Raw genomic sequence first — 22,660 nt, forward strand, 5'->3', positions numbered from 1 at the left:
CGCGGCGATCATAGCCGCATCTCATTCGGGAAGCGGTTTGCCCGCGTGCTCTGCGACCATGTACGTCGCATACCAGTCCGGCCAGTTGTGATCGTGCTGGCCGCCGCTTCGCTTCTCGTGTTCGCCGTGCGCGGCAGCAGCACGACGCAAGGCAGCCGCAAGATCTACTGCCGAAGCGAAGTCCGCGACATCGGCGTTCACGCGTCCGGGCAGACGTTCGGTCACCTCCTGGAGCAGCCAGCCGTTGCCATCGGGGTCGCGGAAGGTGGCATAAGAGCGGTAGCTTCGACGCGCGGGGTCGCGGCCGCTCATCGGCGGCTTTCCGGGGCCTTCGCGGTGGAAGACTTCGCCGACCTCAGCACCACGCGCGATAAGCTCGGCGCGCGCTGCTTCGATGTCCGAAACGACGAGATAGAGACCAACGGCGGAGCCGGGCGCAGCCGAGGTCAGCCCAGTGCCAAAGTGGATCGACGCCGGCGAGCCCGGTGGAGTGAACTGAACGACCCGGAACGTATCGCCGACTGGAAAATCGGCATCAAGCCGCCAGCCAAGCCGACCGTAAAAACTCTTGGCCCGATCGACATCCGAGACGGGAATGACGGCGACCTCGAACTTCAGATCAACCGATGGGGTTTCGTTGCCGCTACCTACATTTGTCATGACACTTCTCCTTGGTTGGAACGGGCGGGCGCGCCATCGCGCGCCTCTTCCCTTCAGCTCGGTTGACGCAGTGACTTGAACGAGGCCCTCAGCTCATCGACCAGGGCGGCAGGCTGTTGCCAGGCTGCAAAGTGCCCCCCTTGGCGAGGCGATTATAGTGTATGAGCTTGGGGAACGCCTTTTCCGCCCAGGACTTAGGCGCCTGATAGAGTTCGTCCGGGAAGGCGCTGACGGCCACCGGAATCTGAATGCCCTTCGGCTGGAAGAAGGCGAGCTTGTTTTCCCAGTAGAGCCGCGCCGAGGAGACGGCCGTGTTGGTCAGCCAGTAGAGCGTGATGTTGTCGAGCACGTCGTCACGGCTCAGCCCTGCCGATTGACCATCGAAGACACGGGCGATCAGCTCGTAGCTGCGGGCGTCATGATCGAGTATCCAGCTGGCAAGCCCGATCGGCGAGTCCTCGATGCCATAGAGCGTCTGCGGGCGCTTGCTCATCTCCTGGGCATAGGACAGCCCGTTCCTGTAGAAGAAGTCGAGCTGGTCATAGGCGCGACGCTCGTCGGCCGAAAGGTTCGACGGTGCCGGAGCGCCGGCATCCAGGCTCTCCTGGATCTCGGAGGGAACCGTCGCCGGCATGTTGGTGTGGATGCCGAGCAACCCGGCCGGCCGCTGCAACGCCATCTGCTCCGTGACCGCATCACCCCAGTCACCGCCCTGCGCAGCATAGTGGGTGTAGCCCAGACGCTGCATCAGCACGGCCCAGGCCTTGGCGATGCGGACCGGGTCCCATCCGAGTTCGTTGGGTTTGCCGGAGAAGCCGTAGCCGGGCGGCGAAGGAATGACGATGTCGAAGGCATCGGCTTCGCTGCCGCCGTGGGCAGTCGGATTGGTCAGGGGATCGATGATCTTCAACTGCTCGATGATCGAGCCCGGCCAGCCGTGGGTGACGATGAGCGGCATCGCGTTCTTGTGCTTGGACCGCACATGGATGAAATGGATGTCGACGCCGTCGATATTGGTCACGAACTGCGGCAGGTCGTTGAGTTGCTTTTCCACCCGGCGCCAATCGTAGTTCGTCGCCCAATACTCGGCGAGTTTCTGCATGGTGGCGAGCTGAACGCCCTGGGTTCCGTCCTTAACCAGTTCGCGGTCCGGCCACTTGGTCGCCGCGACGCGCTGCTTGAGGTCGGCAAGTGCGGCATCACTGGCATGGAACTGGAAGGGGCGGATGGCTTCGTCGGCCGCCGGCTTTGTGGCGACCGCGATCTGCGTGCCGCCCGCCGAGGAAGCCCCTGCGGCCTCGGCGGCAAGCGGAGGAAGCAGGATCGCGATCGCTCCCGACAGCGCGAAGGCGGCCAAGCGGCTACGCTTGGCATCTGGCAAATAGCGTCTGGACATCATCATTCTCCTGGTTCGGTTGTGGGGGCGATGCCTCAGGCATCGCCAGACAGTTCCGGGTTGGGAGCCCGGTGGAAATCGGGAGCTATCCCCCGATGTTGTAGCGAGCGGCAGGTGCGCTCCTGGAAAGGTTGGGCATGAGTTTCTGGCGAGCCGCCTCGTAGGCCGCCCAGTCACCGGCATCCGGCAGCGCCGGAATGGTGATCACTTCGCCCTGGTCGAGGCCGGCAAGCGCTGCGTCCACCATGTCTTCGGCCCGCATGACGATCTCGCTTGGAACGTGCTCGAGCGGCGTACCGGCAATGCCCCAGAAATCCGTGGCGGTCGCACCCGGGAGTACGGCCTGAATGCGGACGTTCTTGTCGGCGAACTCCTTCTGCAGCGACAGAGTGAAGGCCAGCACGAAGGCCTTGGTCCCGCCGTAGACGCCGTTCAGAAGCTCGGGCGCAACGCCGACGATGGAGGCGATATTGATGATCGTGCCAGTGCTGCGCGCGGCGAATCCAGGTGTCGCCGCATAGGTCAGCCGCGTCAGTGCGCTGACGTTGAGCGTGATCATCTCCTCCATCTTGTCGACATCGGAGGCAAGCAGGGGCGCGGTGGCGCCGACGCCGGCATTGTTGATCAACACCGTGAGGCTCGCATCGCTCTGAAGGATCTTCTCGACCCGCCTCACATCATCCCTGTTGCCGAGGTCGGCAGCGACGACCTCGATGGCGCGCCCCGTCTCGTCCGCCAGACGGCGGGCGAGACCATTCAGTCGCTCACGGTTGCGGGCAACGAGGATCAGGTCGAAGCCGCGGCGGGCCAGGCGATCGGCGTAGATCGCACCGATGCCGGACGACGCGCCGGTGATCAGTGCCGTACCCTTGGAATTCCTGCTCATTTCAAGCTCCTTTGCCTTGGTTGGAGCCTCGATGGTAAGGCGAAACGGCAATGTCTCAAATGTCATATTTCCCGCATTTCAAGACATAGATATCGACTGCTGAAGGTCAGGATCGCGTCTGTGCGATGCAATCCAACTTCGCGGTGACCATGCGTGCGCGGTGTATCCGTGATGTGTTCGGGAGCAACGTCTGTGTATCTCAATGTCTGGAGAGCCAGGATTGCAGCAGAGCGATACGATGTGCCCCAGGAGTTCTCCCGCTGCACTGCGACGTCCGCAAAAGAAGACGGGGCCGACATCACGTCGACCCCGCTCTTCATTCGCAATCGGCTCCCTGCAAGACGCAGACCGCTCAGAGGTTGTAGAGACTGCGTGCAAACGTGCCGATGCCCTTTGCGTCGAGCAGATTGAGCGGAGCGCGGAACGTCACCCGCGCCACGCCCGGGTGGCGACCAATCTCGATGGCACCTGCAATCGTCGCGCGGTTCATCACCTCGGGAACACTGAGGCCGAGCAGTTCTGCCGCCCGTTCCAGCCCGTTCGTCGTCGCATCGTTGAGGTTCGCACCAGTGCCGATGAAGGTGACCGGCGCATCGGCCTCGACATCGCGGACACCGTGCTTGCGCGCAAGTGCTGAAACCCTGGTGCGTTCCGCCTCGTTGAGCGGGCGCGCAAGGAAAGGCACGTCATCCAGCACCGGCAGGAGGATCGGCCCGTCGATCTTGAGCCCCTTGATGACATGAACCTCCAGCGTCACCGTGCCGGCCACGTCACAGGTATGGCCGGCAATTTCGCCGTCTCCCTGCAGCGCGTGCATGTCGCCCATGTAGATGCCGCCGCCAGGCACCTTGACAGGGCAAATCAGGATCGCGCCTTCCCGCACCGTGTTCACATCCATGTGGCCATCGGTCTTGTGCCTGGCGAGTTCGTCCGCGGTCAGGGAATAGGCATGGGGAGCGTCGGTCAGAAACTGGCCGAAATCGCCGGCATTGTGCGAGTCCGGCATCGCCTTCGACGGCGTCGTGCCCAATTGGCCAAGGAATGGTCTGAGCCTTGTGGCAACCCCGACGAGGTCGGCCGGTGCAAAGGTCAGGATGGGGTGCTGGATCGAGCTGTCCGGCAAGGCCAGCAGCTGTTCCGCATCCGTGGCGAAGGTCTCCGCTATCGCCTTGCCGACGGTCAGCCCCACCTGGCGCTCATCGTCGAAAGCGATCGTGTAGCCGTTGGTGAAGACGAAGGGCGTCGCGTCCGCGCCGCATTTCTCGCAGCGGATCGCAGTCTGGCCGATGCCTTCCACGCGCGTACGCGGCCATTCCGTGCCGCAACCCGGGCAAACGGCCGCGCAGAAGGGATCACCGTTGAAGCGTCCCGCCACCACCTCGTCGTTGCCCGAAGCCGTCGCCGCAGAGGTGACGATCAGTGAGCGGATCCGGATAGCGATCGCATCGCCGACTTCAGCGCCCGCGACCGCCACAGGGCGTGTCACCTCATGTCCGCCGCGGATCTCCGGCGTGATCATCGGCCCCCAACATCCCGGCGCCATGTTCGCGATGATGACACCGCCATCAGCGACAGGCCCAAGCATCGGTTCGGTCGGGTCGAGGACCCCGTTGGTCAACTCGTTGACAAATACTGTCCGAGCCCCGCTCGTCTGGCGCTCTCTCGTTTTCTCCAGCATGTCACTTTCCTCCAGGTTGATTGGCATCGAAGGTTCAGGCCGCCCGTCTCGGCGGTACTATCATCAGTTGAAGAATGGATCGGCAAGCTCCTCGCGCGGCGCCTCTTGCAGCAATCCTGCTCCCTGCTCAGCAACCGTTGCTGATCCGGAACCGGAGACGAGTGCGGCAAGAGGCGAGGGCTCGCTCGGGTCGGTATCCCAGGCGCATGGCGCAGCCGCGAGCGCGGCGATGGCGAAAACTGTTGCGAAGATACGCATGGTGGCTCCTTCCGTTGATCATGACCGCAGCGGCGTTTCGCCGCCAAAGGCTCGAAACGTGCTCGCAGCCAGAGTGTCATTTGGGCGTATCGCGGGTGTGTGCAGCCGGCCGCGAAACTGTATCCTTGTGTAAAAGACCGAACTGGCTTGGCCCGCCGGGAGGCCCTACGGCTCCTCATCAGCTAAGCAGCACTGTCCGCTACAAGCACGGGCTTCTCGCGAAAGAGGCCCGGGAACAGGCGATGTAGAGCGCCGATCTTCGGTTGCTCGTAGATGACGACATAGGGCTGGCCCGGATTGTTGTAGACGTAATTCTGGTGATAGGCCTCGGCCTGATAGAAAGCCTTGCCGGGCTCGATCGTCGTCGCAATCGACCGGGCGAAGACGTTTGCCGCGTTCAGTTGCGCGATATAGTCGGCGGCAACCTTCGCCTGCTCGTCATTGCGCGGGAAAATTGCGGGTCGATATTGTGGTCCACTGTCGGGTCCCTGCCCGCCAAGCTGCGTCGGATCATGGGCGACGGAGAAGTAGATCTCGAGCAACTTGCCGTAGCTCACCTGCTTCGGGTCGAACGTTATTTCCACTGCTTCAGCATGCCCGGTAGTGCCGGTTTCCGTCTGCTCGTAGGTCGCCGTACCTGCGCTGCCGCCCGCGTATCCTGACGTGACACCCGTAACGCCGGCCACATGCTGAAACACGGCCTGCACGCCCCAGAAGCAACCGCCGGCCAACACTGCTGTCTGGCGTCCTTCGGCCGGCGCGATATCGTGAAGTGCCTTCGGCACAGGCTTTGCCTCCTGTGCCGCCGATTGCCCGTTGAGCGCGAACGTCAATCCACCGCCGACCATGGTCGCGGCGACGACAAGTCGGGTGAAGAAGGACCAGGTGCGCCCCCGCTGCTTTTGTTTGTCGCTCATGTCCAACTCTCATCCAAAGGTGAAAACGAAAGCTTCCGCGCCGGGCTCCAGAAAGCGGATTTCGAACGTCCGTTCCCGCGAAGCTCCTGACTGACGCACAAGCTGGTAAAGGCGGGTCACCGTGACGGCACCTTTGCCATTCTCGTCGATATCGGCACCATGGTCCGCGCCGGGCGCGGCCCCATCGACCGTCACCTGAAATGGGATTGGCTTGCCGCCAGCACCGGCCCCAAGCACCAAGTGCAGGTCGCGGGCCCGGAACCGATAGGTGATACCTCCACCTGCCGCATTGAGGCGCGCCTCTTCGGCGCCGACAGTCCAGTTGCCGGTGAGGCCCCATTCGTTGAGGCGGGGCTCGCCAACGGTGTAGCGCTGGGCGGCGTCGGCCGAAACGCCTTCCGGCGAGACGAAGTGTTCGGCCCGCGCATAGCCGATATAGGTCTCGCCGGAGCCGAGCCGTGCGAGGTCAGGCGCGGCTTCCGCGCCCGCGGCCTTTGGCGCGACGAGCCCGTTTTCGGTCTTCCGCTTTCCCGCCGCCTCCGCCAACAGTTCCTGGATCACCCGCTCGGAACCTTCATAGTCGCCCTCGCCGAAATGGGTGTAACGGACCTGTCCCTCCGCATCGATGAAGTAGTGGGCCGGCCAGTAGTTGTTGGAGAAGGCGCGCCAGATGGTGAAATCGTTGTCGATCGCCACCGGATAGTTGATCTTGAAATCGCGCACCGCCTTCTCGACGTTGCCGATCTGCTTCTCGAAGGCGAATTCCGGAGCGTGCACGCCGATGACGACGAGGCCCTGATCCCGGTACTTCTCGGCCCAGGCCCTGACATAGGGGATGGTGCGGATGCAGTTGATGCAGGAATAGGTCCAGAAATCGACGAGGACGACCTTGCCGCGAAGCTCGCCAGGCGTCAGCGGCTTCGAATTCAGCCACTGAACTGCACCGTCAAGCGACGGAAACTGTCCTTCGACCGGAAGGTCGCTGCGATAGGCCGCCTGTCGCGTATCCTTTGCGGCAAGGGTCATACGGGTGCTTGCGACGTCCACGGGCGATGCAGCGCCGCGCAGGCGATCGAGGATCGACTGTTCAACGCCCGACGTGCTCGCATAGGAAAGCTGCGCCAAAAGTCCGGTGTCGAGGCCCAGCGCGATCGAGCCAACGCCGGCAAGCACTGCAACGCCGAGACCTTGGCGGATGCGGTCGCCGATGCCGAGGAAGCGCTTCATCGCCGCGAATACTCTGGCGCCTGCCAAAACAGCGAGCGCCAGCGAGGTCGCAGCACCGGCCGCATATGCGACAAGCAACAGCGTCGTCTGCACATTCGCGCCGTTCAGCGCCGCCCCGGTCAGCACCAGACCGAGCACCGGACCGGCGCAGGGCGCCCAGAGCAAACCGGTCGCAACGCCAAGGAGGATCGAGCCGCCGACGCCGCCCTTCTCCCCGGTCGCCGCCTTCCTCGACAATCGGTTGCCGAGCTCGACGAACGGACCGGTCACAAAGGCGGCAGCCCGAGTCGAGAGCAGTGTCACGCCGAAGACGGCGAGCATCGCGATCGCTGCGTAGCGGCCATAGGCGTTCGCCTGCACCGCCCAGTTGCCGCCGAGGGCTGCAAGCGAGGCGATACCTGCAAAGGTCACGATCTTGGCGAGCAGCATCGGGAGAATGCTGGTGGAAAAAGGCTGGCCGGCGCGGGCAAACACGAATGGCAGCACCGGCAGGATGCACGGGCTGACGATCGTCAGCACGCCGGCAAGATAGGCTACAACAAAGAGGATCATCACCGTCTCTCCGCATGGGATCGATGCCCGAGGCACAGATCGCTTGTCACGTGCGGCAGAGGACCATCGCTACGTATCGCGGATGTTTCCGACAGGAGCGGATTTGTATCGCAATGCATCAGGGTGCAGCCCCACCATCGCAAATCACGCAATCAATATATTCCATGAGATATAACGGCATGCCATAGTGCGGCCCGACCGATCCCTCTCGCTATCGTGGCCTCCATGTTGAAATCTCTTGCGATAATCTTTTCCGCCATGCTCGGCCTTGCCTCAGGCGCAGCCGAGGCGCGTACGATCACCGACGCCGCCGGACGAAAGGTGGAGGTTCCCGATACCATCACCCGCGTGCTTGCTGCCGGTCCGCCGGCCACGGTGCTCACCTACGTCCTGGCTCCGGACAAGCTCGCCGGCTGGGTGCGCGAGCCGACGGAGGAGCAAAAGGCATATCTCATGCCGTCGGTCCGGGACCTGCCGACCTACGGCCAGCTCACGGGCAAGGGCGGCAGCGCCAATGTCGAGGCGGTGCTTGCCGCCAAGCCGGACATCATCCTCGACGTCGGCACCGTCAACGACACCTACCGCTCGCTCGCCGACAAGGTGCAGGCGCAGACCGGCATTCCTTACGTGCTGATCGACGGCCGCTTCGCCGATAGCGGCAAGACGCTGCGTGACGTCGGCGCCCTGCTCGGCGTGACCGAACGCGCCGAGACGCTGGCAACCTATGCCGATCAGCGGATCAAGGACCTGAACGACAGTCTCGCCAAGATACCGGCCGATCAGCGGCCGCGCGTCTATTATGGTCGCGGCCCCGAAGGGCTGGAAACGGGACTTTCCGGCTCGATCAATGTCGAGATCCTCGAAGCCGTCGGCGCCGAGAACGTAGCGGCGGCAGCCGGCAAGGGCAGCCTGACCCAGGTGTCGCTCGAACAGATCCTCTCCTGGAACCCGGACGTCATCATCGCTGCTAGCGGCAAGTTTGCGGCCTCGGCCAAGAAGGACCCGCTCTGGGCCGACGTTAAGGCCGTCACGACCGGTCGGGTGTTCACCGCGCCGTCCCTGCCCTACGGCTGGTTCGACTCGCCGCCTGCGATCAACCGACTGATCGGCGTCGTCTGGCTGCAGAAGCTGTTCTATCCGGAAAGCGCCAAGGGTGACCTGAAGGCTGAGACCCGCGACTTCTACAAGCTGTTCTACCAGGTCGACCTGACGGACGAACAAGTGGCCACGCTCCTGAAGGGGGCGGTGCCGGCCTCGAAATGAACCGGAGACAGGAAACATCGGAAATGACGGCCGATGGGCGCAAGGGCAATCTCTGGCTCCTCGTCGGCCCCCTCTTCCTGCTGGCCCTGGTGTCGATGTCGGTCGGCAAATATGCCGGGCCGGCGGAGATCGCAGGGGCGTTGCGCGCGGCCCTATCGGGACAGCCGAGCGATCCCGTTCTTTCGACCGTGCTCTGGAACGTGCGGCTGCCGCGCGTGGCCGGCGCGATCCTGATCGGCGCGGCACTCGCCGCGGCCGGCGCCACCTATCAGGGGCTTTTCCGCAATCCGCTCGTTTCGCCGGATATTCTCGGCGTTTCCGGCGGCGCAAGTCTCGGCGCCGTCATCGGCATCTTTCTGTCGCTGCCGGTCCTCGCAATCCAGGCGATCAGCTTTGCCGGCGGGCTGCTTGCGGTCGCTGCGGTCTATGCCGTCGGCATGGCAATCCGCGGACGCGATCCGGCCCTGACATTGGTCCTGGCAGGGATTGCCATCGGCGCCCTCGTGGGTGCCGGCATATCGCTGATCAAGATTCTCGCCGATCCCTATGACCAGCTGCCGGCGATCACCTACTGGCTGCTCGGCAGCCTGGCTGCGATCACCCGCCTCGACGTCGTCTCGATCCTGCCGGCGCTTTTGATCGGGCTGGTGCCGCTGGTGCTTTTTCGCTGGCGCATGAACCTGATGACACTCGGTGACGAGGAAGCCCAGACCCTGGGCGTCGACACGCGTCTGACCCGCGCATTGCTGATCGCGGCGGCAACGCTGATCACGGCGGCGGCCGTCTCCGTCAGCGGCGTCATCGGCTGGATCGGCCTTGTCATCCCGCACATCGCGCGCATGCTGGTCGGCCCCGACTTCCGCCGCTTGCTGCCGGCCTCGATGATATCTGGCGCTGCCTATCTGCTCGTTGTCGACATGCTGGCGCGCAGCATCGCACTCATCGAAGTGCCGCTCGGCATCCTGACGGCTGCCGTTGGCGCGCCCTTCTTCCTGTGGCTGCTCGCCTCCGGCCGGAGGGCCTGGCAATGACGCTGGAAATCAGGGATCTCGCCTTTGGCTATGGCGAACGCTCGGTGGGCGAGAATGTCTCCCTGTCGCTTGCATCGGGCGAGGTTCTGGCCTTGCTCGGCCCCAACGGCGCCGGCAAGACGACCCTGTTCAAGACCGTCCTCGGCCTCCTACCAGTCAGGGCTGGAGACATTCTGTTGGACGGACGACCGCTTTCCGCCCGGTCACGGCACGAACGCGCCAAACAGATCGCCTATGTACCGCAAGCGCATGCAGCGCTCTTTCCGTTTACGGTGCTGGAGGTGATATTGATGGGGCGAGCCCCTCACCTCGCGCCGTTCTCGTCGCCTGGCGCCCGCGACCGTCGGATTGCTCAGGACGCGCTTGCCGGCCTCGGAGTGGCCCACCTTGCCATGCGTCCCTATACCGAGATCAGCGGTGGCGAGCGCCAGATCGTGCTGATTGCCCGCGCGCTGACGCAAGAACCCGCCATCCTCGTCATGGACGAGCCGACGGCCAATCTCGACTACGGCAACCAGATGCGGGTGCTGTCGCATGTCCGGACGCTCGCAGAACGCGGGCTTTCGGTCGTGCTTTCGACGCACAATCCGGATCACGCCTTCCTGGTCGCAGACCGCGTCGCCCTTCTCCACGCCGCAAAGCTCATCGCGCTCGGCTTACCCAAGGACGTGTTGACGCCCGCCGCCCTCAAACAACTCTACGACATCGATGTGGTGATCGGCTCAATCGACGGCAGCGCGGCCCGTCTCTGTGCGCCGCGCCTCACCACCCCCTCTGCAAGGAAAGGAACAGACGATGGTTCGCCAGAACGAAATCCGTGAGAACGAGGTGGCCGTGGCACCGCCCGCGCCAACCGACGCCGGCCTCGTCTTCATCGGCCGCATTTCCACGCCCTGGACGTCGCGCATGGAAACCCCACGCCAGGGCCGGCATGACGGCCCGCTCTGCCGCATCGAAATCTTCGAACCCTGGGTTCTGGCGCTGACAGGCGTGGGGGCGTTCGAGCGGCTGGAAATCCTCTACTGGCTCGACCGTTCGCGGCGTGACCTGGTGTTACAAAGCCCCGCTAGCAATGGCGAAGTCCATGGGACATTTTCGCTGCGCTCGCCGGTTCGGCCGAACCCGATCGGCACCTCGATCGTCAAGCTCGAAGCCGTGGAAGGCTCGCGCCTTGTCGTGCGTGGTCTCGATTGCCTTGACGGCACGCCGCTCATCGATCTCAAGCCCGACCGGACGTTGTTCAAGCCGATTGCGCCGCCGCAGCGCGGCGACTTTGAGACCGGCGACGGCAACGTGCATCATTGCCAGAAGGCGTGATCCGGCTGCGGTTTGGCAGGGCGCGGCGGTCGATCCGCACGCCCCTGCCGCAAGCGTATCAGTCGATACCGACCATGACGTCCGAGGCCTTGATGACCGCATAGGCTTCGCCGCCGACCTTCAGGCCGAGTTCGTCGACCGACTCGTTGGTGATCGCTGCGGTCACGATCGAGCCGCCGACGTCGATCCGGACATGGGCGGTGGTGGCGCCCTTGACGACTTCGACGATCTTGCCTTTGAGGCGATTGCGTGCGCTGATTTTCATGCGGTTCTCCTTCGTGTTGGCTAGGCTGAATGTCGCGGTGGCCCAGTCGTCCGCTAGACCGGACGGGGTTTACTCCGGATCGTCGCTGCGAATAGCAGCTTGCGCGGCGAAACAGTATCATCGTCGCGCAGGGACGTGCAGTCTCCCCGCAGTATTGTCATCTCAATCGCGAAGCGTGATCCACACCGGCGCATGGTCGCTCGCCCCCTCCATGCCACGAGCCTCGCGGTCAATGCCGGCACCGGTGAGCTTGCGGAAAAGCTTGCGGCTGAGCAGCATATGATCGAGCCGGAGCCCCGCGTCGCGTTGCCAGCGGTTCCGGCGATAGTCCCAGAATGTGAAGAGCTGGTCCTTCGGGTGGATCTTGCGCAGCGCATCGAGCCAGCCCTGGTCGAGAAGGTCGCGGAATGCGGCGCGGCTTTCGGGTTGGACCAGCGCATTGTCGTCATAGGAAGTTGTCGGGTAGATGTCGCGAGGCTCCGGCACGATGTTGTAGTCGCCGGCAAGCACGACAGGCAGGTCGAGCGCGTAGAGTTCGGCGGAATGTTTGGCCAGACGCTCGTGCCAGCCAAGCTTGTAAACGAACTTGGGGCCCGGCTGCGGGTTGCCGTTGGGCGCGTAGAGACAGGCGACCAGGATGCCGCTGACGGCAGCCTCGATATAACGCGCCTCGGCATCCGACGGGTCGCCGTCGAGACCGACGCGGGTCAGCACCGGCTCGCTGTCACGGGCGAGGATCGCCACACCGTTCCACGCGGTTTGCCCCTGCCAAACGGCGCCATAACCGGCCGCCTCGATCGCCGAGCGCGGGAACTGCCGATCGGTGGCCTTGAGTTCCTGCAGACAGACAACATCCGGCTTGGTTTCCTCCAGCCAGGCGAGCAGGTTATCGAGCCGCCTGTTGATGCCGTTGATGTTGAAGCTGGCGATCTTCATCCCGGCGATCGGATCAGCGTGTCAGCCGGGCAGCCCAGGCCGCCACCGCATCGGCCACGGTCCTCAAATGATCGGCCGCCGAAAAACCGGAAAGGCTCTTGCGCGGCTTGAGATCATGATCCCCATCCTCGAGCCACAGGACTTCGATCGCGTCGGAAAGCGTATAGCCAGGAACCTCCTCGCGCGTGCCGAACTCGTCGCGGGTCCCCTGGCAGATCAGGGTCGGCGTCTTAAGATCGGCCAAGTGCTTTGTGCGCAACTGCTCGGGCTTTGCCGGCGGATGGAAGGGATAGCCGAGGCAGAGCAGCCCGGTGATCTTGCCGGCGGCGTGCAGCTGATCGGCGACCATGCTGGCGACGCGCCCACCCATCGACTTGCCGCCGATAATGAGCGGTCCCTTCGCTCCCAGCGCCTCGATAGCGGCCAAATATTCCGGGTTGAGTGTTTCAGCGCGGGGCGGCGGCTTGCGCCCGTCTGACGTGCGTCTTGCTGCCATATAGCCGAACTCGAAACGAGCAACGCGAAAGCCTGCTGCGGCGAGCGCCTTGGCGGTCGCATTCAGCGAGGCGGAATCCATCGGCGCGCCGGCACCATGGGCAAGAAGAATGGTAAAGGCCGCATCCCCAGGTCCGTCGAAAAGGAATTTGTCGCTCATTATCAGCCCGCTGTCCTTGGCCGGCCCTGCAGATCGACATATTGCACGCCGCGCTCCGCCGTCCGCGCCCATTCGCTATCGCTATCGAGTTCGAGATAGCGGCTCCACCATCGCCGCGCCTCAGCGAGAGCGCCGTCATCGAATTCGAGTTTCGCCAGATTGAAGACAGCGTCGGCATAGTCGCTGTCAAGCTCGATCGCCTTCTTCAGATGCCTGCGCGCCGCGTCGATCCGCCCCCTTTCACTCATCAGCCCGCCAAGGTTGAACCAGGCCTCGACGAAGGAGGGATCGAGCTTGATCGCGCGGGCATAGTCATGCGCGGCGTCCAGCTCCCGTCCCGCCGCCTTCAGGCAATTGGCGCGGTTGAAAGCCGCGACAGAATCCGTCCGGTCCATCGCGAGATAGCGCTGATAGAAGGCGGCAGCCTCCTCGAAGTCGCCATTCGCTTCCGCCTCCTCGGCCCTATCAAAGAGGTCTTCCAAGGCGGCATCGTCGGGCGTGCCGAGATCGAAGAGCAATTGCCCATTCAGCTCGCTCAGTCCCTCGGCGCTCCGGGCATAGATCGCATCGCTACCGCCGTGATGCAGCGAAAGCGCCGTCAAAGAAGCGACCTGTCCCGAACGGTGAACGGACCTTGCGATCGTGCTCCAGCTTGCACCGCTGGCTATCAACACGGCATATTTCCTGGCGAGGATCAGGTCGCGGAACGAATAGGGCTCGCTGTCATGTTCGAAGGCATCAAACAGGGAAAGCAGGTCGAAGACCCGCGGAGAAAGCCTGGCCTGATCGACCAGCGACTGGCGCGTGAGCGCTGACGCCACTGGCACCGACATCAGGCCCAGGAGGCGAAGAAAGCCGTTCTCGCTGATAGGCCAGCGCCCGGCCGCAAGTTCGGCGCCGAAACGGGCTTCGATCTCCGCTTCGCTCGATTTCGCAAGCAGGCTGCGGCCGAATACCAGATAGGTCGTTTGGCGCGTGACGCCACGGCGCAAGTGGCCGTGCTGGCGTTCGACCTCCCGCGCCACAAGCCGGCGCGGGAAGGCCGCAAGCGACCCGACGATACCAAATGTCTGGCCTGCAACCACCATCAGGCTTTCTTCTTCGCCGCCGGTTTTGCGGACGTACGCTTGGCAGGGGCAGCCGCCTTGGCAGTTTCCTTTGCCGCTGGTTCGGCCTTGGTCTTGCTCTTTGCCGGCGGCTTCGACTGCGACAGGCTCGCCTTCAGGGCATCCATGAGATTGATGACGTTGCCGCGTTCGGGCGCTGCAGCAATGATCGGCTTATGGCCTTTGAGCTTCTCGCGGATCATCTTCATCAGCGCGATCTCGTAACGGTCCTCGTAGTTCTTCGGATCGAAGACCGTCATCTTCTGCTGGATCAGCGCTTCGGCAAGCTGCAGCATTTCCGGATCGGGATGTCCGACCGGAACGTTGCCAAAATATTCAGCAGTCCCACGCACTTCGCTCGGGTTTCTCAGCGTACACACGAACATGCCGGTTTCACGCGCGCCGATGGTCACGACGCGTTCGCGGCTCGAAAGCACGAGGCGCGCAATCGCCACCTTGCCGCTTTTTTTCAGCGCTTCGCGCAGCACGACGAAGGTTTCCTCCGCCATCGCGCCGTCGGGGGCGAGATAATAGGGCGCGTCCTGGTAAATCACGTCGACAGAGCCTTCATCGACGAAGGCCTCGATGTTCATCGTATGATTGGACTCGATCCTGACGCTGTCGAGATCGCTGTCCTCGATGATGATGTATTTCTTGTCTTCGTATTCATAACCCTTGACCAGATCCGAGCGCTCGACGAGGCCGAGCTCGGGGTCGACCGGCTTCATGTTGATCCGGTTATGGGTGTCCTTGTGCAGCTGATTGAAGCTGATGCGTTCGCTCGAACTGGTCGCCGGATAGAGCCTGACGGGGCAACTGACGAGACTGAGTTTCAGATAACCTTTCCAACTTGCCCTGGGCGCCATTGATGTCTCCTACGCGGCCAAACGCATTACGTCCTCGTTTCGGACAGAAGCGGCAAATCCTTCGCGAAGTCGTCGATATCGGCCCAAGGATCGCCAAAAGTATCCAGAAGTCCAGGCAGCGAAGAATAGTTCAAATCCTCCGGAGCGTCGATAGTCTCCAGATCAGGCCAGTTGAGTGGCGTCGAGGCGGGCAGATTCGTGCGTGCACGCAAGGAATAGGGTGCGGCCGCCGTGTGGCTGCGGGCATTACGGTGGAAGTCGATGAATATCCGCTTGATGCGGTTTTCCTTACCCATCGTTGTGGTGAAGGTCTGGGGCGCGGTCGCCGCCAGACGCGTCGCTATTGCGCTCGTCGCCTGGTGCGTCTTCTTCCAGTCGAGTTTCGGTTTCACCGGCACGACGATATGGATGCCGCTGCCGCCGGACGTCTTCACGAAGGGAACGAGGCCCAGCGCCTCAAGTTCTCCACGAATATGGACTGCGGCCTCGACCACGTCGCGCCAGGCGATGCCCTGCCCGGGATCAAGATCGAACACGACGCGATCGGGTTTCTCCAGCCTTGCGCGCTTCGTGCCCCAGGCATGAAGCTCGATGACGCCGAACTGCGCCAGGGCCAGATAACCCTTCGTGCCTTCGATCGAGAGGAAGGACTTGCTCTCACCTTCCGAATTGGTCGACGTGAAGCTGACGATCGAAGGTGGCATGCCGGTAAAGGGATGGCGCTGGAAGAAACAGTCCGCGTGTTTTCCGGTAGGACAACGAAAGAGCGAGACCGGCCGCCCGAGAATGTGCGGCAGCATGAAGTCGCCGACTAGCGCGTAGTAGACGGCAACGTCGAGTTTGGTCGGCCCGGATTTGCCGAACACCCGGCGGCCTGCGTTGGTCACCTGGATGCTTGCAAGATCCGCATCCGTGATCAGCCGCTTGCGCGGCGCCCGTGCCGGCGCCGAAAGCTCGACATCGCGTAGTCCCTTGAACACGGCGTGACGCAGGAGATTGTCGGTCGTCCGGTTGGAGTAGTGGACGCGAGCGCTCAGCACCGGGCGAACCCAGGCGATTTCCCTTGGCGCGCCATCGAGCGCGGTGGCATCGCCGCGCAGCGCCTCCAGCCGGATGAGCAACTGCTTGGCCGTTTCCGCATCGAAACCGGTACCGACCTTGCCTCGATAGTGAAGTTCGCCCTCCTCCCACTCGCCGAGAGCGAGGGAAGCAAGGCCTTCAGCTGCCTGCGAGGTCGTGTAGCCGGCGATCACGAAATCACCGAACTGAAGCGCCTTCGTCTTGGTCCAGGTCTGCGTGCGGCCGCTCCGATAGAGTGCCGAAGCGCGCTTCGAGACGATCCCTTCCAGCCCCAGCTCTGAAGCCTGGTCGTAAAGCCCACGCCCATCACCTTCGACATGGTCGCTGTACTGGATGGCCGAGCGACTGGACACCTGCCCTTCGAGCAGTTGGGCCAGCAGCGCCTTGCGTCTTTCCAGCCCGACCTCGGTCAAGTTCCACCCGTCGAGATAGAGGATATCAAAAGCATAAAAGACGAGCTTGCTGTCGACGCCGGTCGAAAGCGCGTCCTGCAAGAGCCCGAAGCGGCTGATCCCCTTGTCGTCGAGCACGACGATCTCGCCATCGATGATCGCTTCGTGGCAGGGCAGCTTCCGAAATGCATCCGGCAGATCGCCATAACGCTTCGTCCAGTCCAGCCCGCTGCGGGTGCTCAGCCTAATATTGCCATCCGAGATATCCGCCATGGTGCGATAGCCGTCGAACTTGATCTCGTGCAGCCAGACCTCCTTGCCCGGCAGGCCGCCCGGCGGTTTCGGTGTCGGGCTGGCAAGCTGCGGCTCGATGCGCAGCGGCTTCGGGCCTTTCACGGCGCCCGCCAAGGCGCCGGGTTTGAGAACGGCCCGTTTCGACGGTTTCTTCGGCTGTTCGACCAGTTCTTCAATCCGCCGTCCGCTTTTCACGCTTTCGGGGCGCGTTTCCAGGATGTCGACGTCAGGGCTCGCTGCAAGGTCGTGTTCCTTGAAAAGCAACCAGTTACGCTGGTCTTCCTCGTCCGATTTCGATTTCAGCCGTGTCAGCATCCAGCCGCCATTGAGCTTCTCGCCGGCCAGTCGAAACTTGAAGGCCCCGGTCCTCAGGCTCTTTTCGATATCGTCCATCGGCGCCCACACGCCGGTATCCCAGACGATCATCGGCCCGCCGCCATATTCGCCTTCCGGAATGACACCCTCGAAATCGATATAGTCGAGCGGATGATCTTCGGTCTCGACCGCCAGGCGCTTGTCGGCCGGGTTGAGCGACGGCCCCTTGGGAACCGCCCAGCTTTTCAGCACGTCGCCGACCTGAAGCCTCAGATCATAGTGATCGGCGGTGGCATGATGCTTGTGCACGACGAAACGATTGCCCTCCCCGCCGGTTCTCCCGGCAGGCTCCGGCGTCCTGGAAAAGTCCCGCTTGGCGCGGTAGGTCGTGAGCTTCGACGTCGCCATATCGCAAAACTAGGGCGTGTTCGCAAAGGCCGCAATATCCGGTCAAGGGCACGGGGAACGCCGCCACCATCCGAATGCCCACTTCGGAAAACGTTTGCTTTCCCGCGTGATGACGACTAGAAATCACCAAGGAATTTGGAAAGTCGCAATGGTCGAAAAGCAGAAATCACCACGTTCCCGCGGCCGCCCGCAGGTCCGCTCCGACGACGAGACGCGGCAGGTGATCATCCTCGCCGCCGAAAGGCAATTCTGCGACCTCGGTTACGAGACCGCCAACATCAACGTCATCGCCCAGAATTCCGGCGTCTCCACCAAGACGCTCTATCGCCTCTTTCCGACCAAGGCCGATCTCTTCGAACGCGTCATCTCCCTCAGGATCGCCGAGTTCGTGCTCGAAGCCGATGAGGAGCACCTTGACGCCGTGAGCGTGAAGACCGGTCTCGTACGGCTGCTCGCCGCCTATGGCCACCTTGTGCTGGCCTCAGACACAATCGCTATCATCCGCCTGGTGCTCGCAGAGGCGGAGCGCTTTCCAGAGATCGCCGCCACCTTCTGGGAGCGGGCGATCGAGCGGACAAACGCAACGCTGGAGCGCTGGCTGAGGGCACAGTCGGTTCACGGCCGCCTCGCAATCGACGATCCCCATATGGCGGCAGGAATGCTGCGCGGCATGATGGCGATGGAGCCGCAACGCGCCGTCATGATGGGCCGCATCCGCGACATCGATGAAGCGACGATCATGGCGCGCGCGGAGCGTTGCGCAGAAATCTTTCTCAATGGCGCACTATCGAGATAGGTTCACAAGCCAAACTTCGGCATTGTCATCCAAACGTCATCAAACTGTAACATCGGACCGTATAACTCTCCGCGCGGGAGCTCTCCCGCCGGGCGCATGAGGCGTCGCGACCAGCCCTTCGGCATGGCCCCTCTTCCCCTCGCACGTCCGGTGATTGTCATGCGTTTGTCCGCGAAGCTACCCCTCGCAGCGGCGGCTCTGGCTGCCTTCTCCATTGCTGCAACCAGCCTTGCCAGCCTGAAGGTGAGTGGCGACCTGTCGTCACGCGCGGCGATCGAGAAGCTGGAGGCGCTTGCCGACGCCCGCCGAAACGAGCTTCGCCATTACCTCACCACCGTGGAAAACGATCTGCGCAATCTGCAGGTTCAAAAATCAGTATCGAGGGCGCTCAGCGACCTGAATGGCGCGGTCGCAAAGTTCGGCGACAAGGCCGAGAGCGAATTGCAACGCCGCTACCTGACCGAAAACCCCAACGCCGAAGACAAGCGTGCGCTCTACAGCACCGCCGGCGTCGACGACTATTTGCTGCCGTCACCGCCTTGCGCAACTGGACGCTCGCAACCGCGCTCGCCGTCCTTGCGGCAGCGCTGGTGATCTCCATCTGGTATTCGYGCCGGCTGACGCGCCCGATCACCGGCCTTGTTTGTGACATGAGCCAGCTCGCCGATGGCGACACGACGATCTTCGGCGTCGGCCGCAACCGCAAGGACGAGATCGGTGACATGGCCCGCTCCGTCCTCGTCTTCCGTGATGCGCTTCTAGACCGCGCCCGCCTTGAAACCGAGGCTGCGGAGACGCGCACCATGATCGAAGGGGAGCGGCAGACCCGCGAGGCGAGCCAGTCCGAGGTATCGCGCCAGATCAACGAGGCGGTAGAGATGCTGGCGTCTGGGCTCGAACGGTTGTCTCATGGTGATCTGACTGCCCGCATCGACCGACCCTTCGGCGCCGGATTCGACCGCCTGCGCTCGGACTTCAACCTCTCGCTGGAGAGCCTGGCCGTCACGCTTGGCGACGTGAAGGCAAGAAGCGCTGACATCGACGGCGAGACCGGCGAGATGCGCGACGCCATCGGGCAGCTCGCCAAGCGCACCGAACATCAGGCGGCAACGCTGGAGGAAGCGACCGCGGCGCTGAGCGCTATCACTGCCACCATCGGCCGCACCGCCGAGCACGCCACATCGGCCACGACGATCGCGGCTGCCGCCAAGGCAAGCTCCGATCGCTCGGGCCAGGTGGTGATGAATGCCGTCAGCGCCATGGCCCAGATCGAGAAGGGATCGGTCGCGATCTCCCAGATCATCGGCACGATCAACGATATCGCGTTCCAGACCAATCTCCTGGCGCTGAATGCTGGCGTCGAAGCGGCCCGTGCAGGCGAAGCGGGAAAGGGTTTTGCAGTCGTCGCCCACGAGGTGCGGGAGCTGGCGCAGAAATCGGCGCTGGCCGCACGGGAGATCAAGGCGATCATCACGACTTCAACCGAAGAAGTGACGAAGGGGGTTACGCTGGTGCGGGCAGCCGGCGACGCGCTCGACGAGATCTCCGGCCAGATCCATGCGATCAACGAGCAGACGCAGCAGATTGCCGGCGATGCGCGCGACCAGGCAACCGACCTGCAGCACATCAACCAGACGATGCTGTCGTTGGACGCTGTGACCCAGCAGAACAATGCGATGGTCGAAGACAGCACGGCCATGACCCATCGGCTTTCAAGCCAGGCGTCAGGCCTGTTCGATCTGGTCGAGCGCTTCCGCACGACATCCGGCGTGAGGCAGGAGACGGAGGCCGATGCGCGTCTCCGCCGGATCGCCTGACACCGATGCGGCTACGCGCCGTCGCGGTTCGCATGGGAAGGCGATGTCAGCTCGCCATGGCGAGCGCCACAGCGTCGGCGCCAGCTGGGAAATGGAGCTGGGCGGACAGGTCGTTGGCCGCCCGCCACACAGCCTCGGCGACGTCTGCCTCCGTCGTCACCAAAGGCGGTGCGGCAAACTGCGCGAAGATGGGCGCTGCGAACTCGGCATAGGCCTCGGGGATCAGGTCCTCGACACGCAGAGTCGTGTTGTGGGCGAAGCGGGTCGTCGGCGCATAGCCCGGCTCCACCAGCTTGACGCAGACGTTGAACGGCGCCAGCTCGTGAGCAAGCGAACCGGTGAAGCCGCTGATCGCCGTCTTGCTGGCAGTATAGGCCGCGGCCAACGGCATCGAGGCAAGTGTCACACTGGAGGTGACGTTGACGACCACGCCCGACCGACGGGCGCGGAATTGCGGTATCACCGCCTGCGTCATTGCCATCACGCCGAAGGTATTGGTGTCGAAAACCTTGCGGACATGAGACATCGGCGTCACCTCGAAGGCACCCACGACGCCGACGCCGGCATTGTTGACCAGCGCGTCGATCGGGCCGCTTTCCTCGATCGCAGCCGCAATGCTGTCGGGATCGGTGACATCGAGGGCCAGGACACGCAACCGGTCGGCGCTCGGAAGGACGTCTCGCCGCGGCGTGCGCATCGTGGCGATCACGTTCCAGCCTTCGGCATGAAAGCGCCGGGCCGTTTCCAGCCCGTAGCCGGAGGAGCAGCCAGTAATCAGTACGGTCTTCATCGCGACTTCCTGTCCGTTGTTTCGATGGATAAGGGATATTCCCGCGAATGCGGACGATCTACGGCTTGAAGTCCTGATTTCATTTGCTATCGTCTTGATATGATCGATCCGCTCTCGCAGCTCATTCAACTTCTCCGCCCGCGCACGGTCTTCACCAAGGGCATCAGCGGCGCAGGCCGCTGGGCGGTGCGCTATGCCGACTTCGGACAGCCAAGCTTCTGCACGGTGGTCGAGGGCGCCTGCCGGCTCGCCGTCGATGGCGAGACAGCCGTCACGCTGGAGGCAGGCGACTTCGTGCTGCTGCCGACCACACCGGGCTTCACGCTCTCGGGATTCGAGCCGGTTCAGCCGACTTTCATCGATCCGAAAGTGACCCCGGCTCCGACGGATGAGGTTCGCCACGGCAGGCAAGACGGCGAACCGGACGTGCGCCTGCTCGGCGGCTATTTCGTCCTCGACTCGCCCGATGCCGGGCTGCTGGTTTCACTACTGCCGACATTGATGCATCTGCGCGGGATCGATCGACTTTCGACGCTCGTACGTCTGGTGGGCGAAGAGGCGCGCGAAGATCGCCCGGGACGGGACCTGGTTCTGGCGCGGCTTGTGGAAGTGATGCTCGTGGAGGCACTTCGCTCGATCCAGGGCGAAAGTGCAACACCCGGCCTGCTGCGCGGTCTGGGAGACCCGCGGCTGGCGGCGGCCATTCGCCGGATCCACGCCGATCCGGCCCATGCCTGGACCGTGGCGGAACTCGCGGGCCAAGCAGCGCTCTCCCGCTCCGTCTTCTTCGAGCGCTTCACCCGTGCCGTCGGCGTGCCGCCGATGGAATATTTGCTGGTCTGGCGCATGGCGCTCGCCAAGGACCTGCTGCGGCAACGCGATGCCGATCTCGCCGCGATCGCCGAACGCGTCGGCTACAGTTCCGCCAGCACTTTCAGCACCGCCTTCAGCCGCCATGTCGGCCAACCGCCGAGCCGTTATGCGCGTGTGGCTGCCGCCTAGGGCGACCACACCTTGTCTTTCGTGAGAAATCCCTCAAATGCCTTAATCGGTCACATTTACACCCCGCTCGGTCGGCTATAGAGAGGTTTACCACCAACAGCGAACCTTAACCCCATGCTCCGACGCCTCTATGATTGGACGATGTCGCTCGCGACACGAGAGACCGCCATCGTGTGGCTTGGCATCATTGCCTTTGTCGAAAGCTCGATCTTTCCGGTCCCCGCCGATCTGCTCCTCATCCCCATGGCGCTGGCGCGCCCGGAACGGGCATGGCGCTACGCGCTGGTCGCCACCGTTGCCTCGGTGCTTGGCGGTATCGCCGGCTGGTATCTCGGCCACTACGCCTTCGATACGCTGGCAAGGCCGCTTCTGGAGTTCTACGGCAAGCTCGATACGTTCGAGCATCTGAAAGCGTCGGTTGACTCCGAAATGCTGGCGTTGCTGCTCGTGACTTCGGGTCTGGCGCATCTGCCGCCGATCAAGGTCGTAACCATCCTCTCGGGCGCGGCCAACATTAACCTCGGCTTCTTCATCGTATCGGCGATCGTTGCGCGCGGTGCACGCTTCTTCCTGCTCGCATGGCTCTTGCGCCGCTTCGGCGAGGAAATCCGTGACTTTCTCGAGCGGCGGCTCGGCGCATTGGCCGGCGGGGCGGCGGCGGTGCTGATCTGCCTTTTCGCCGCCCACCGCCTTTTCTACTGATCGATTCCCGCCCGCCTCTTCTCGAAGGCATCGAAGGGCGGGCAACGGCCT

At 63.3% G+C, this 22,660-nt stretch carries 22 protein-coding genes and 1 pseudogene; 9 read left to right on the plus strand and 14 right to left on the minus strand.

Annotation, left to right across the window (positions count from 1 at the left end; translation table 11 throughout):
* Positions 1-21: 21 nt before the first annotated feature.
* From AB4Z53_RS09660 to AB4Z53_RS09690, 7 genes and pseudogenes are all read right to left on the minus strand, one after another.
* Positions 22-660, minus strand: coding sequence for a VOC family protein (locus AB4Z53_RS09660; RefSeq protein WP_441595659.1), 639 nt, complete (start codon positions 658-660; stop codon positions 22-24).
* A 53-nt stretch (positions 661-713) separates the two neighbouring features.
* Positions 714-2,062: pseudogene (locus AB4Z53_RS09665) on the minus strand (epoxide hydrolase family protein).
* Between the two features lie 79 nt (positions 2,063-2,141).
* Positions 2,142-2,942, minus strand: coding sequence for an SDR family NAD(P)-dependent oxidoreductase (locus AB4Z53_RS09670; protein WP_441595660.1), 801 nt, complete (start codon positions 2,940-2,942; stop codon positions 2,142-2,144).
* A 352-nt stretch (positions 2,943-3,294) separates the two neighbouring features.
* Complete coding sequence (locus AB4Z53_RS09675; RefSeq protein ID WP_441595661.1) at positions 3,295-4,620, minus strand: acetamidase/formamidase family protein; 1,326 nt, start codon at positions 4,618-4,620, stop codon at positions 3,295-3,297.
* 63 nt (positions 4,621-4,683) lie between these two features.
* Entirely contained in the window at positions 4,684-4,878 is a 195-nt protein-coding gene (locus AB4Z53_RS09680) for a hypothetical protein (RefSeq protein WP_441595662.1), read from the minus strand.
* A 182-nt stretch (positions 4,879-5,060) separates the two neighbouring features.
* Entirely contained in the window at positions 5,061-5,795 is a 735-nt protein-coding gene (gene msrA / locus AB4Z53_RS09685; protein WP_441595663.1) for a peptide-methionine (S)-S-oxide reductase MsrA, read from the minus strand.
* 9 nt (positions 5,796-5,804) lie between these two features.
* Positions 5,805-7,574, minus strand: coding sequence for a cytochrome c biogenesis protein DipZ (locus AB4Z53_RS09690; RefSeq protein ID WP_441595664.1), 1,770 nt, complete (start codon positions 7,572-7,574; stop codon positions 5,805-5,807).
* Between the two features lie 225 nt (positions 7,575-7,799).
* On the opposite strand from AB4Z53_RS09690, the gene AB4Z53_RS09695 reads away from it, so the two are divergent.
* Genes AB4Z53_RS09695 through tsaA form a run of 4 tightly spaced genes read left to right on the plus strand, consistent with a single transcriptional unit; the run spans position 7,800 to position 11,185 of the window.
* Complete coding sequence (locus AB4Z53_RS09695) at positions 7,800-8,837, plus strand: iron ABC transporter substrate-binding protein (protein ID WP_441595665.1); 1,038 nt, start codon at positions 7,800-7,802, stop codon at positions 8,835-8,837.
* A gap of 23 nt (positions 8,838-8,860) precedes the next feature.
* Entirely contained in the window at positions 8,861-9,868 is a 1,008-nt protein-coding gene (locus AB4Z53_RS09700; protein ID WP_441595666.1) for a FecCD family ABC transporter permease, read from the plus strand.
* Positions 9,865-10,689: an ABC transporter ATP-binding protein gene (locus AB4Z53_RS09705; RefSeq protein WP_441595667.1), complete on the plus strand. Its 825-nt coding sequence runs from the start codon at positions 9,865-9,867 to the stop codon at positions 10,687-10,689. The genes AB4Z53_RS09700 and AB4Z53_RS09705 overlap by 4 nt, the downstream gene beginning before the upstream one ends.
* Positions 10,664-11,185: a tRNA (N6-threonylcarbamoyladenosine(37)-N6)-methyltransferase TrmO gene (gene tsaA, locus AB4Z53_RS09710; RefSeq protein ID WP_441595668.1), complete on the plus strand. Its 522-nt coding sequence runs from the start codon at positions 10,664-10,666 to the stop codon at positions 11,183-11,185. Before AB4Z53_RS09705 ends, tsaA begins: the two co-directional genes overlap by 26 nt.
* Positions 11,186-11,243: 58 nt before the next feature.
* Here tsaA and AB4Z53_RS09715 read toward each other — a convergent pair whose 3' ends face one another.
* The 6 genes from AB4Z53_RS09715 to ligD form a co-directional block, all read right to left on the minus strand.
* Complete coding sequence (locus AB4Z53_RS09715; RefSeq protein WP_043613318.1) at positions 11,244-11,450, minus strand: TOBE domain-containing protein; 207 nt, start codon at positions 11,448-11,450, stop codon at positions 11,244-11,246.
* Positions 11,451-11,612: 162 nt separating this feature from the next.
* On the minus strand, positions 11,613-12,386 hold the full coding sequence (gene xth / locus AB4Z53_RS09720; protein ID WP_441595669.1) for an exodeoxyribonuclease III: 774 nt from the start codon (positions 12,384-12,386) through the stop codon (positions 11,613-11,615).
* A gap of 13 nt (positions 12,387-12,399) precedes the next feature.
* Complete coding sequence (locus AB4Z53_RS09725; protein ID WP_441595670.1) at positions 12,400-13,041, minus strand: alpha/beta hydrolase family protein; 642 nt, start codon at positions 13,039-13,041, stop codon at positions 12,400-12,402.
* Between the two features lie 2 nt (positions 13,042-13,043).
* Complete coding sequence (locus AB4Z53_RS09730; protein WP_441595671.1) at positions 13,044-14,129, minus strand: tetratricopeptide repeat protein; 1,086 nt, start codon at positions 14,127-14,129, stop codon at positions 13,044-13,046.
* Positions 14,129-15,013, minus strand: a complete 885-nt coding sequence (gene ku / locus AB4Z53_RS09735; RefSeq protein ID WP_441595672.1) for a non-homologous end joining protein Ku — start codon at positions 15,011-15,013, stop codon at positions 14,129-14,131. The genes AB4Z53_RS09730 and ku overlap by 1 nt, the downstream gene beginning before the upstream one ends.
* Before the next feature lie 26 nt (positions 15,014-15,039).
* Positions 15,040-17,502 (minus strand): DNA ligase D, encoded by a 2,463-nt coding sequence (gene ligD, locus AB4Z53_RS09740; RefSeq protein ID WP_441595673.1) that lies wholly within the window; start codon positions 17,500-17,502, stop codon positions 15,040-15,042.
* A 148-nt stretch (positions 17,503-17,650) separates the two neighbouring features.
* Between ligD and AB4Z53_RS09745 the strand changes: the two genes are divergently transcribed.
* From AB4Z53_RS09745 to AB4Z53_RS09755, 3 genes are all read left to right on the plus strand, one after another.
* Positions 17,651-18,298, plus strand: coding sequence for a TetR/AcrR family transcriptional regulator (locus tag AB4Z53_RS09745; RefSeq protein WP_441595674.1), 648 nt, complete (start codon positions 17,651-17,653; stop codon positions 18,296-18,298).
* 159 nt (positions 18,299-18,457) lie between these two features.
* Complete coding sequence (locus AB4Z53_RS09750; RefSeq protein WP_441595675.1) at positions 18,458-18,892, plus strand: hypothetical protein; 435 nt, start codon at positions 18,458-18,460, stop codon at positions 18,890-18,892.
* Positions 18,838-20,115 carry a methyl-accepting chemotaxis protein gene (locus AB4Z53_RS09755; RefSeq protein ID WP_441595676.1) on the plus strand — a complete coding sequence of 426 codons (1,278 nt, stop codon included), beginning with the start codon at positions 18,838-18,840 and terminating at the stop codon, positions 20,113-20,115. Before AB4Z53_RS09750 ends, AB4Z53_RS09755 begins: the two co-directional genes overlap by 55 nt.
* A gap of 46 nt (positions 20,116-20,161) precedes the next feature.
* Here the strand turns inward: AB4Z53_RS09755 and AB4Z53_RS09760 are convergent, their stop codons facing one another.
* On the minus strand, positions 20,162-20,905 hold the full coding sequence (locus AB4Z53_RS09760) for an SDR family oxidoreductase (RefSeq protein ID WP_441595677.1): 744 nt from the start codon (positions 20,903-20,905) through the stop codon (positions 20,162-20,164).
* A gap of 99 nt (positions 20,906-21,004) precedes the next feature.
* On the opposite strand from AB4Z53_RS09760, the gene AB4Z53_RS09765 reads away from it, so the two are divergent.
* Both AB4Z53_RS09765 and AB4Z53_RS09770 read left to right on the plus strand, forming a co-directional pair.
* Complete coding sequence (locus AB4Z53_RS09765; protein ID WP_441595678.1) at positions 21,005-21,907, plus strand: AraC family transcriptional regulator; 903 nt, start codon at positions 21,005-21,007, stop codon at positions 21,905-21,907.
* A 114-nt stretch (positions 21,908-22,021) separates the two neighbouring features.
* A complete protein-coding gene (locus AB4Z53_RS09770; RefSeq protein WP_223728781.1) occupies positions 22,022-22,609 on the plus strand; it encodes a YqaA family protein in 588 nt (195 codons plus the stop codon).
* The last annotated feature ends 51 nt before the right edge of the window (positions 22,610-22,660 follow it).

The sequence above is a fragment of the Ensifer sp. 2TAB8 genome (assembly GCF_052115125.1).
In the GTDB taxonomy this organism is placed as follows: Bacteria; Pseudomonadota; Alphaproteobacteria; order Rhizobiales; family Rhizobiaceae; genus Ensifer.

Excerpts from the sequence above, each read along its gene's own strand:
- AB4Z53_RS09695 (WP_441595665.1), top strand. The coding sequence starts at position 7,800 with ATGTTGAAATCTCTTGCGATAATCTTTTCCGCCATGCTCGGCCTTGCC.
- AB4Z53_RS09705 (WP_441595667.1), top strand. The coding sequence starts at position 9,865 with ATGACGCTGGAAATCAGGGATCTCGCCTTTGGCTATGGCGAACGCTCG.
- AB4Z53_RS09670 (WP_441595660.1), bottom strand. The coding sequence starts at position 2,942 with ATGAGCAGGAATTCCAAGGGTACGGCACTGATCACCGGCGCGTCGTCC.
- AB4Z53_RS09750 (WP_441595675.1), top strand. The coding sequence starts at position 18,458 with ATGCGTTTGTCCGCGAAGCTACCCCTCGCAGCGGCGGCTCTGGCTGCC.
- AB4Z53_RS09700 (WP_441595666.1), top strand. The coding sequence starts at position 8,861 with ATGACGGCCGATGGGCGCAAGGGCAATCTCTGGCTCCTCGTCGGCCCC.
- xth (WP_441595669.1), bottom strand. The coding sequence starts at position 12,386 with ATGAAGATCGCCAGCTTCAACATCAACGGCATCAACAGGCGGCTCGAT.
- AB4Z53_RS09660 (WP_441595659.1), bottom strand. The coding sequence starts at position 660 with ATGACAAATGTAGGTAGCGGCAACGAAACCCCATCGGTTGATCTGAAG.
- AB4Z53_RS09760 (WP_441595677.1), bottom strand. The coding sequence starts at position 20,905 with ATGAAGACCGTACTGATTACTGGCTGCTCCTCCGGCTACGGGCTGGAA.
- AB4Z53_RS09730 (WP_441595671.1), bottom strand. The coding sequence starts at position 14,129 with ATGGTGGTTGCAGGCCAGACATTTGGTATCGTCGGGTCGCTTGCGGCC.
- AB4Z53_RS09765 (WP_441595678.1), top strand. The coding sequence starts at position 21,005 with ATGATCGATCCGCTCTCGCAGCTCATTCAACTTCTCCGCCCGCGCACG.
- AB4Z53_RS09675 (WP_441595661.1), bottom strand. The coding sequence starts at position 4,620 with ATGCTGGAGAAAACGAGAGAGCGCCAGACGAGCGGGGCTCGGACAGTA.
- AB4Z53_RS09680 (WP_441595662.1), bottom strand. The coding sequence starts at position 4,878 with ATGCGTATCTTCGCAACAGTTTTCGCCATCGCCGCGCTCGCGGCTGCG.
- AB4Z53_RS09690 (WP_441595664.1), bottom strand. The coding sequence starts at position 7,574 with ATGATCCTCTTTGTTGTAGCCTATCTTGCCGGCGTGCTGACGATCGTC.
- ligD (WP_441595673.1), bottom strand. The coding sequence starts at position 17,502 with ATGGCGACGTCGAAGCTCACGACCTACCGCGCCAAGCGGGACTTTTCC.
- AB4Z53_RS09725 (WP_441595670.1), bottom strand. The coding sequence starts at position 13,041 with ATGAGCGACAAATTCCTTTTCGACGGACCTGGGGATGCGGCCTTTACC.
- AB4Z53_RS09715 (WP_043613318.1), bottom strand. The coding sequence starts at position 11,450 with ATGAAAATCAGCGCACGCAATCGCCTCAAAGGCAAGATCGTCGAAGTC.
- tsaA (WP_441595668.1), top strand. The coding sequence starts at position 10,664 with ATGGTTCGCCAGAACGAAATCCGTGAGAACGAGGTGGCCGTGGCACCG.
- AB4Z53_RS09745 (WP_441595674.1), top strand. The coding sequence starts at position 17,651 with ATGGTCGAAAAGCAGAAATCACCACGTTCCCGCGGCCGCCCGCAGGTC.
- ku (WP_441595672.1), bottom strand. The coding sequence starts at position 15,013 with ATGGCGCCCAGGGCAAGTTGGAAAGGTTATCTGAAACTCAGTCTCGTC.
- AB4Z53_RS09770 (WP_223728781.1), top strand. The coding sequence starts at position 22,022 with ATGCTCCGACGCCTCTATGATTGGACGATGTCGCTCGCGACACGAGAG.
- msrA (WP_441595663.1), bottom strand. The coding sequence starts at position 5,795 with ATGAGCGACAAACAAAAGCAGCGGGGGCGCACCTGGTCCTTCTTCACC.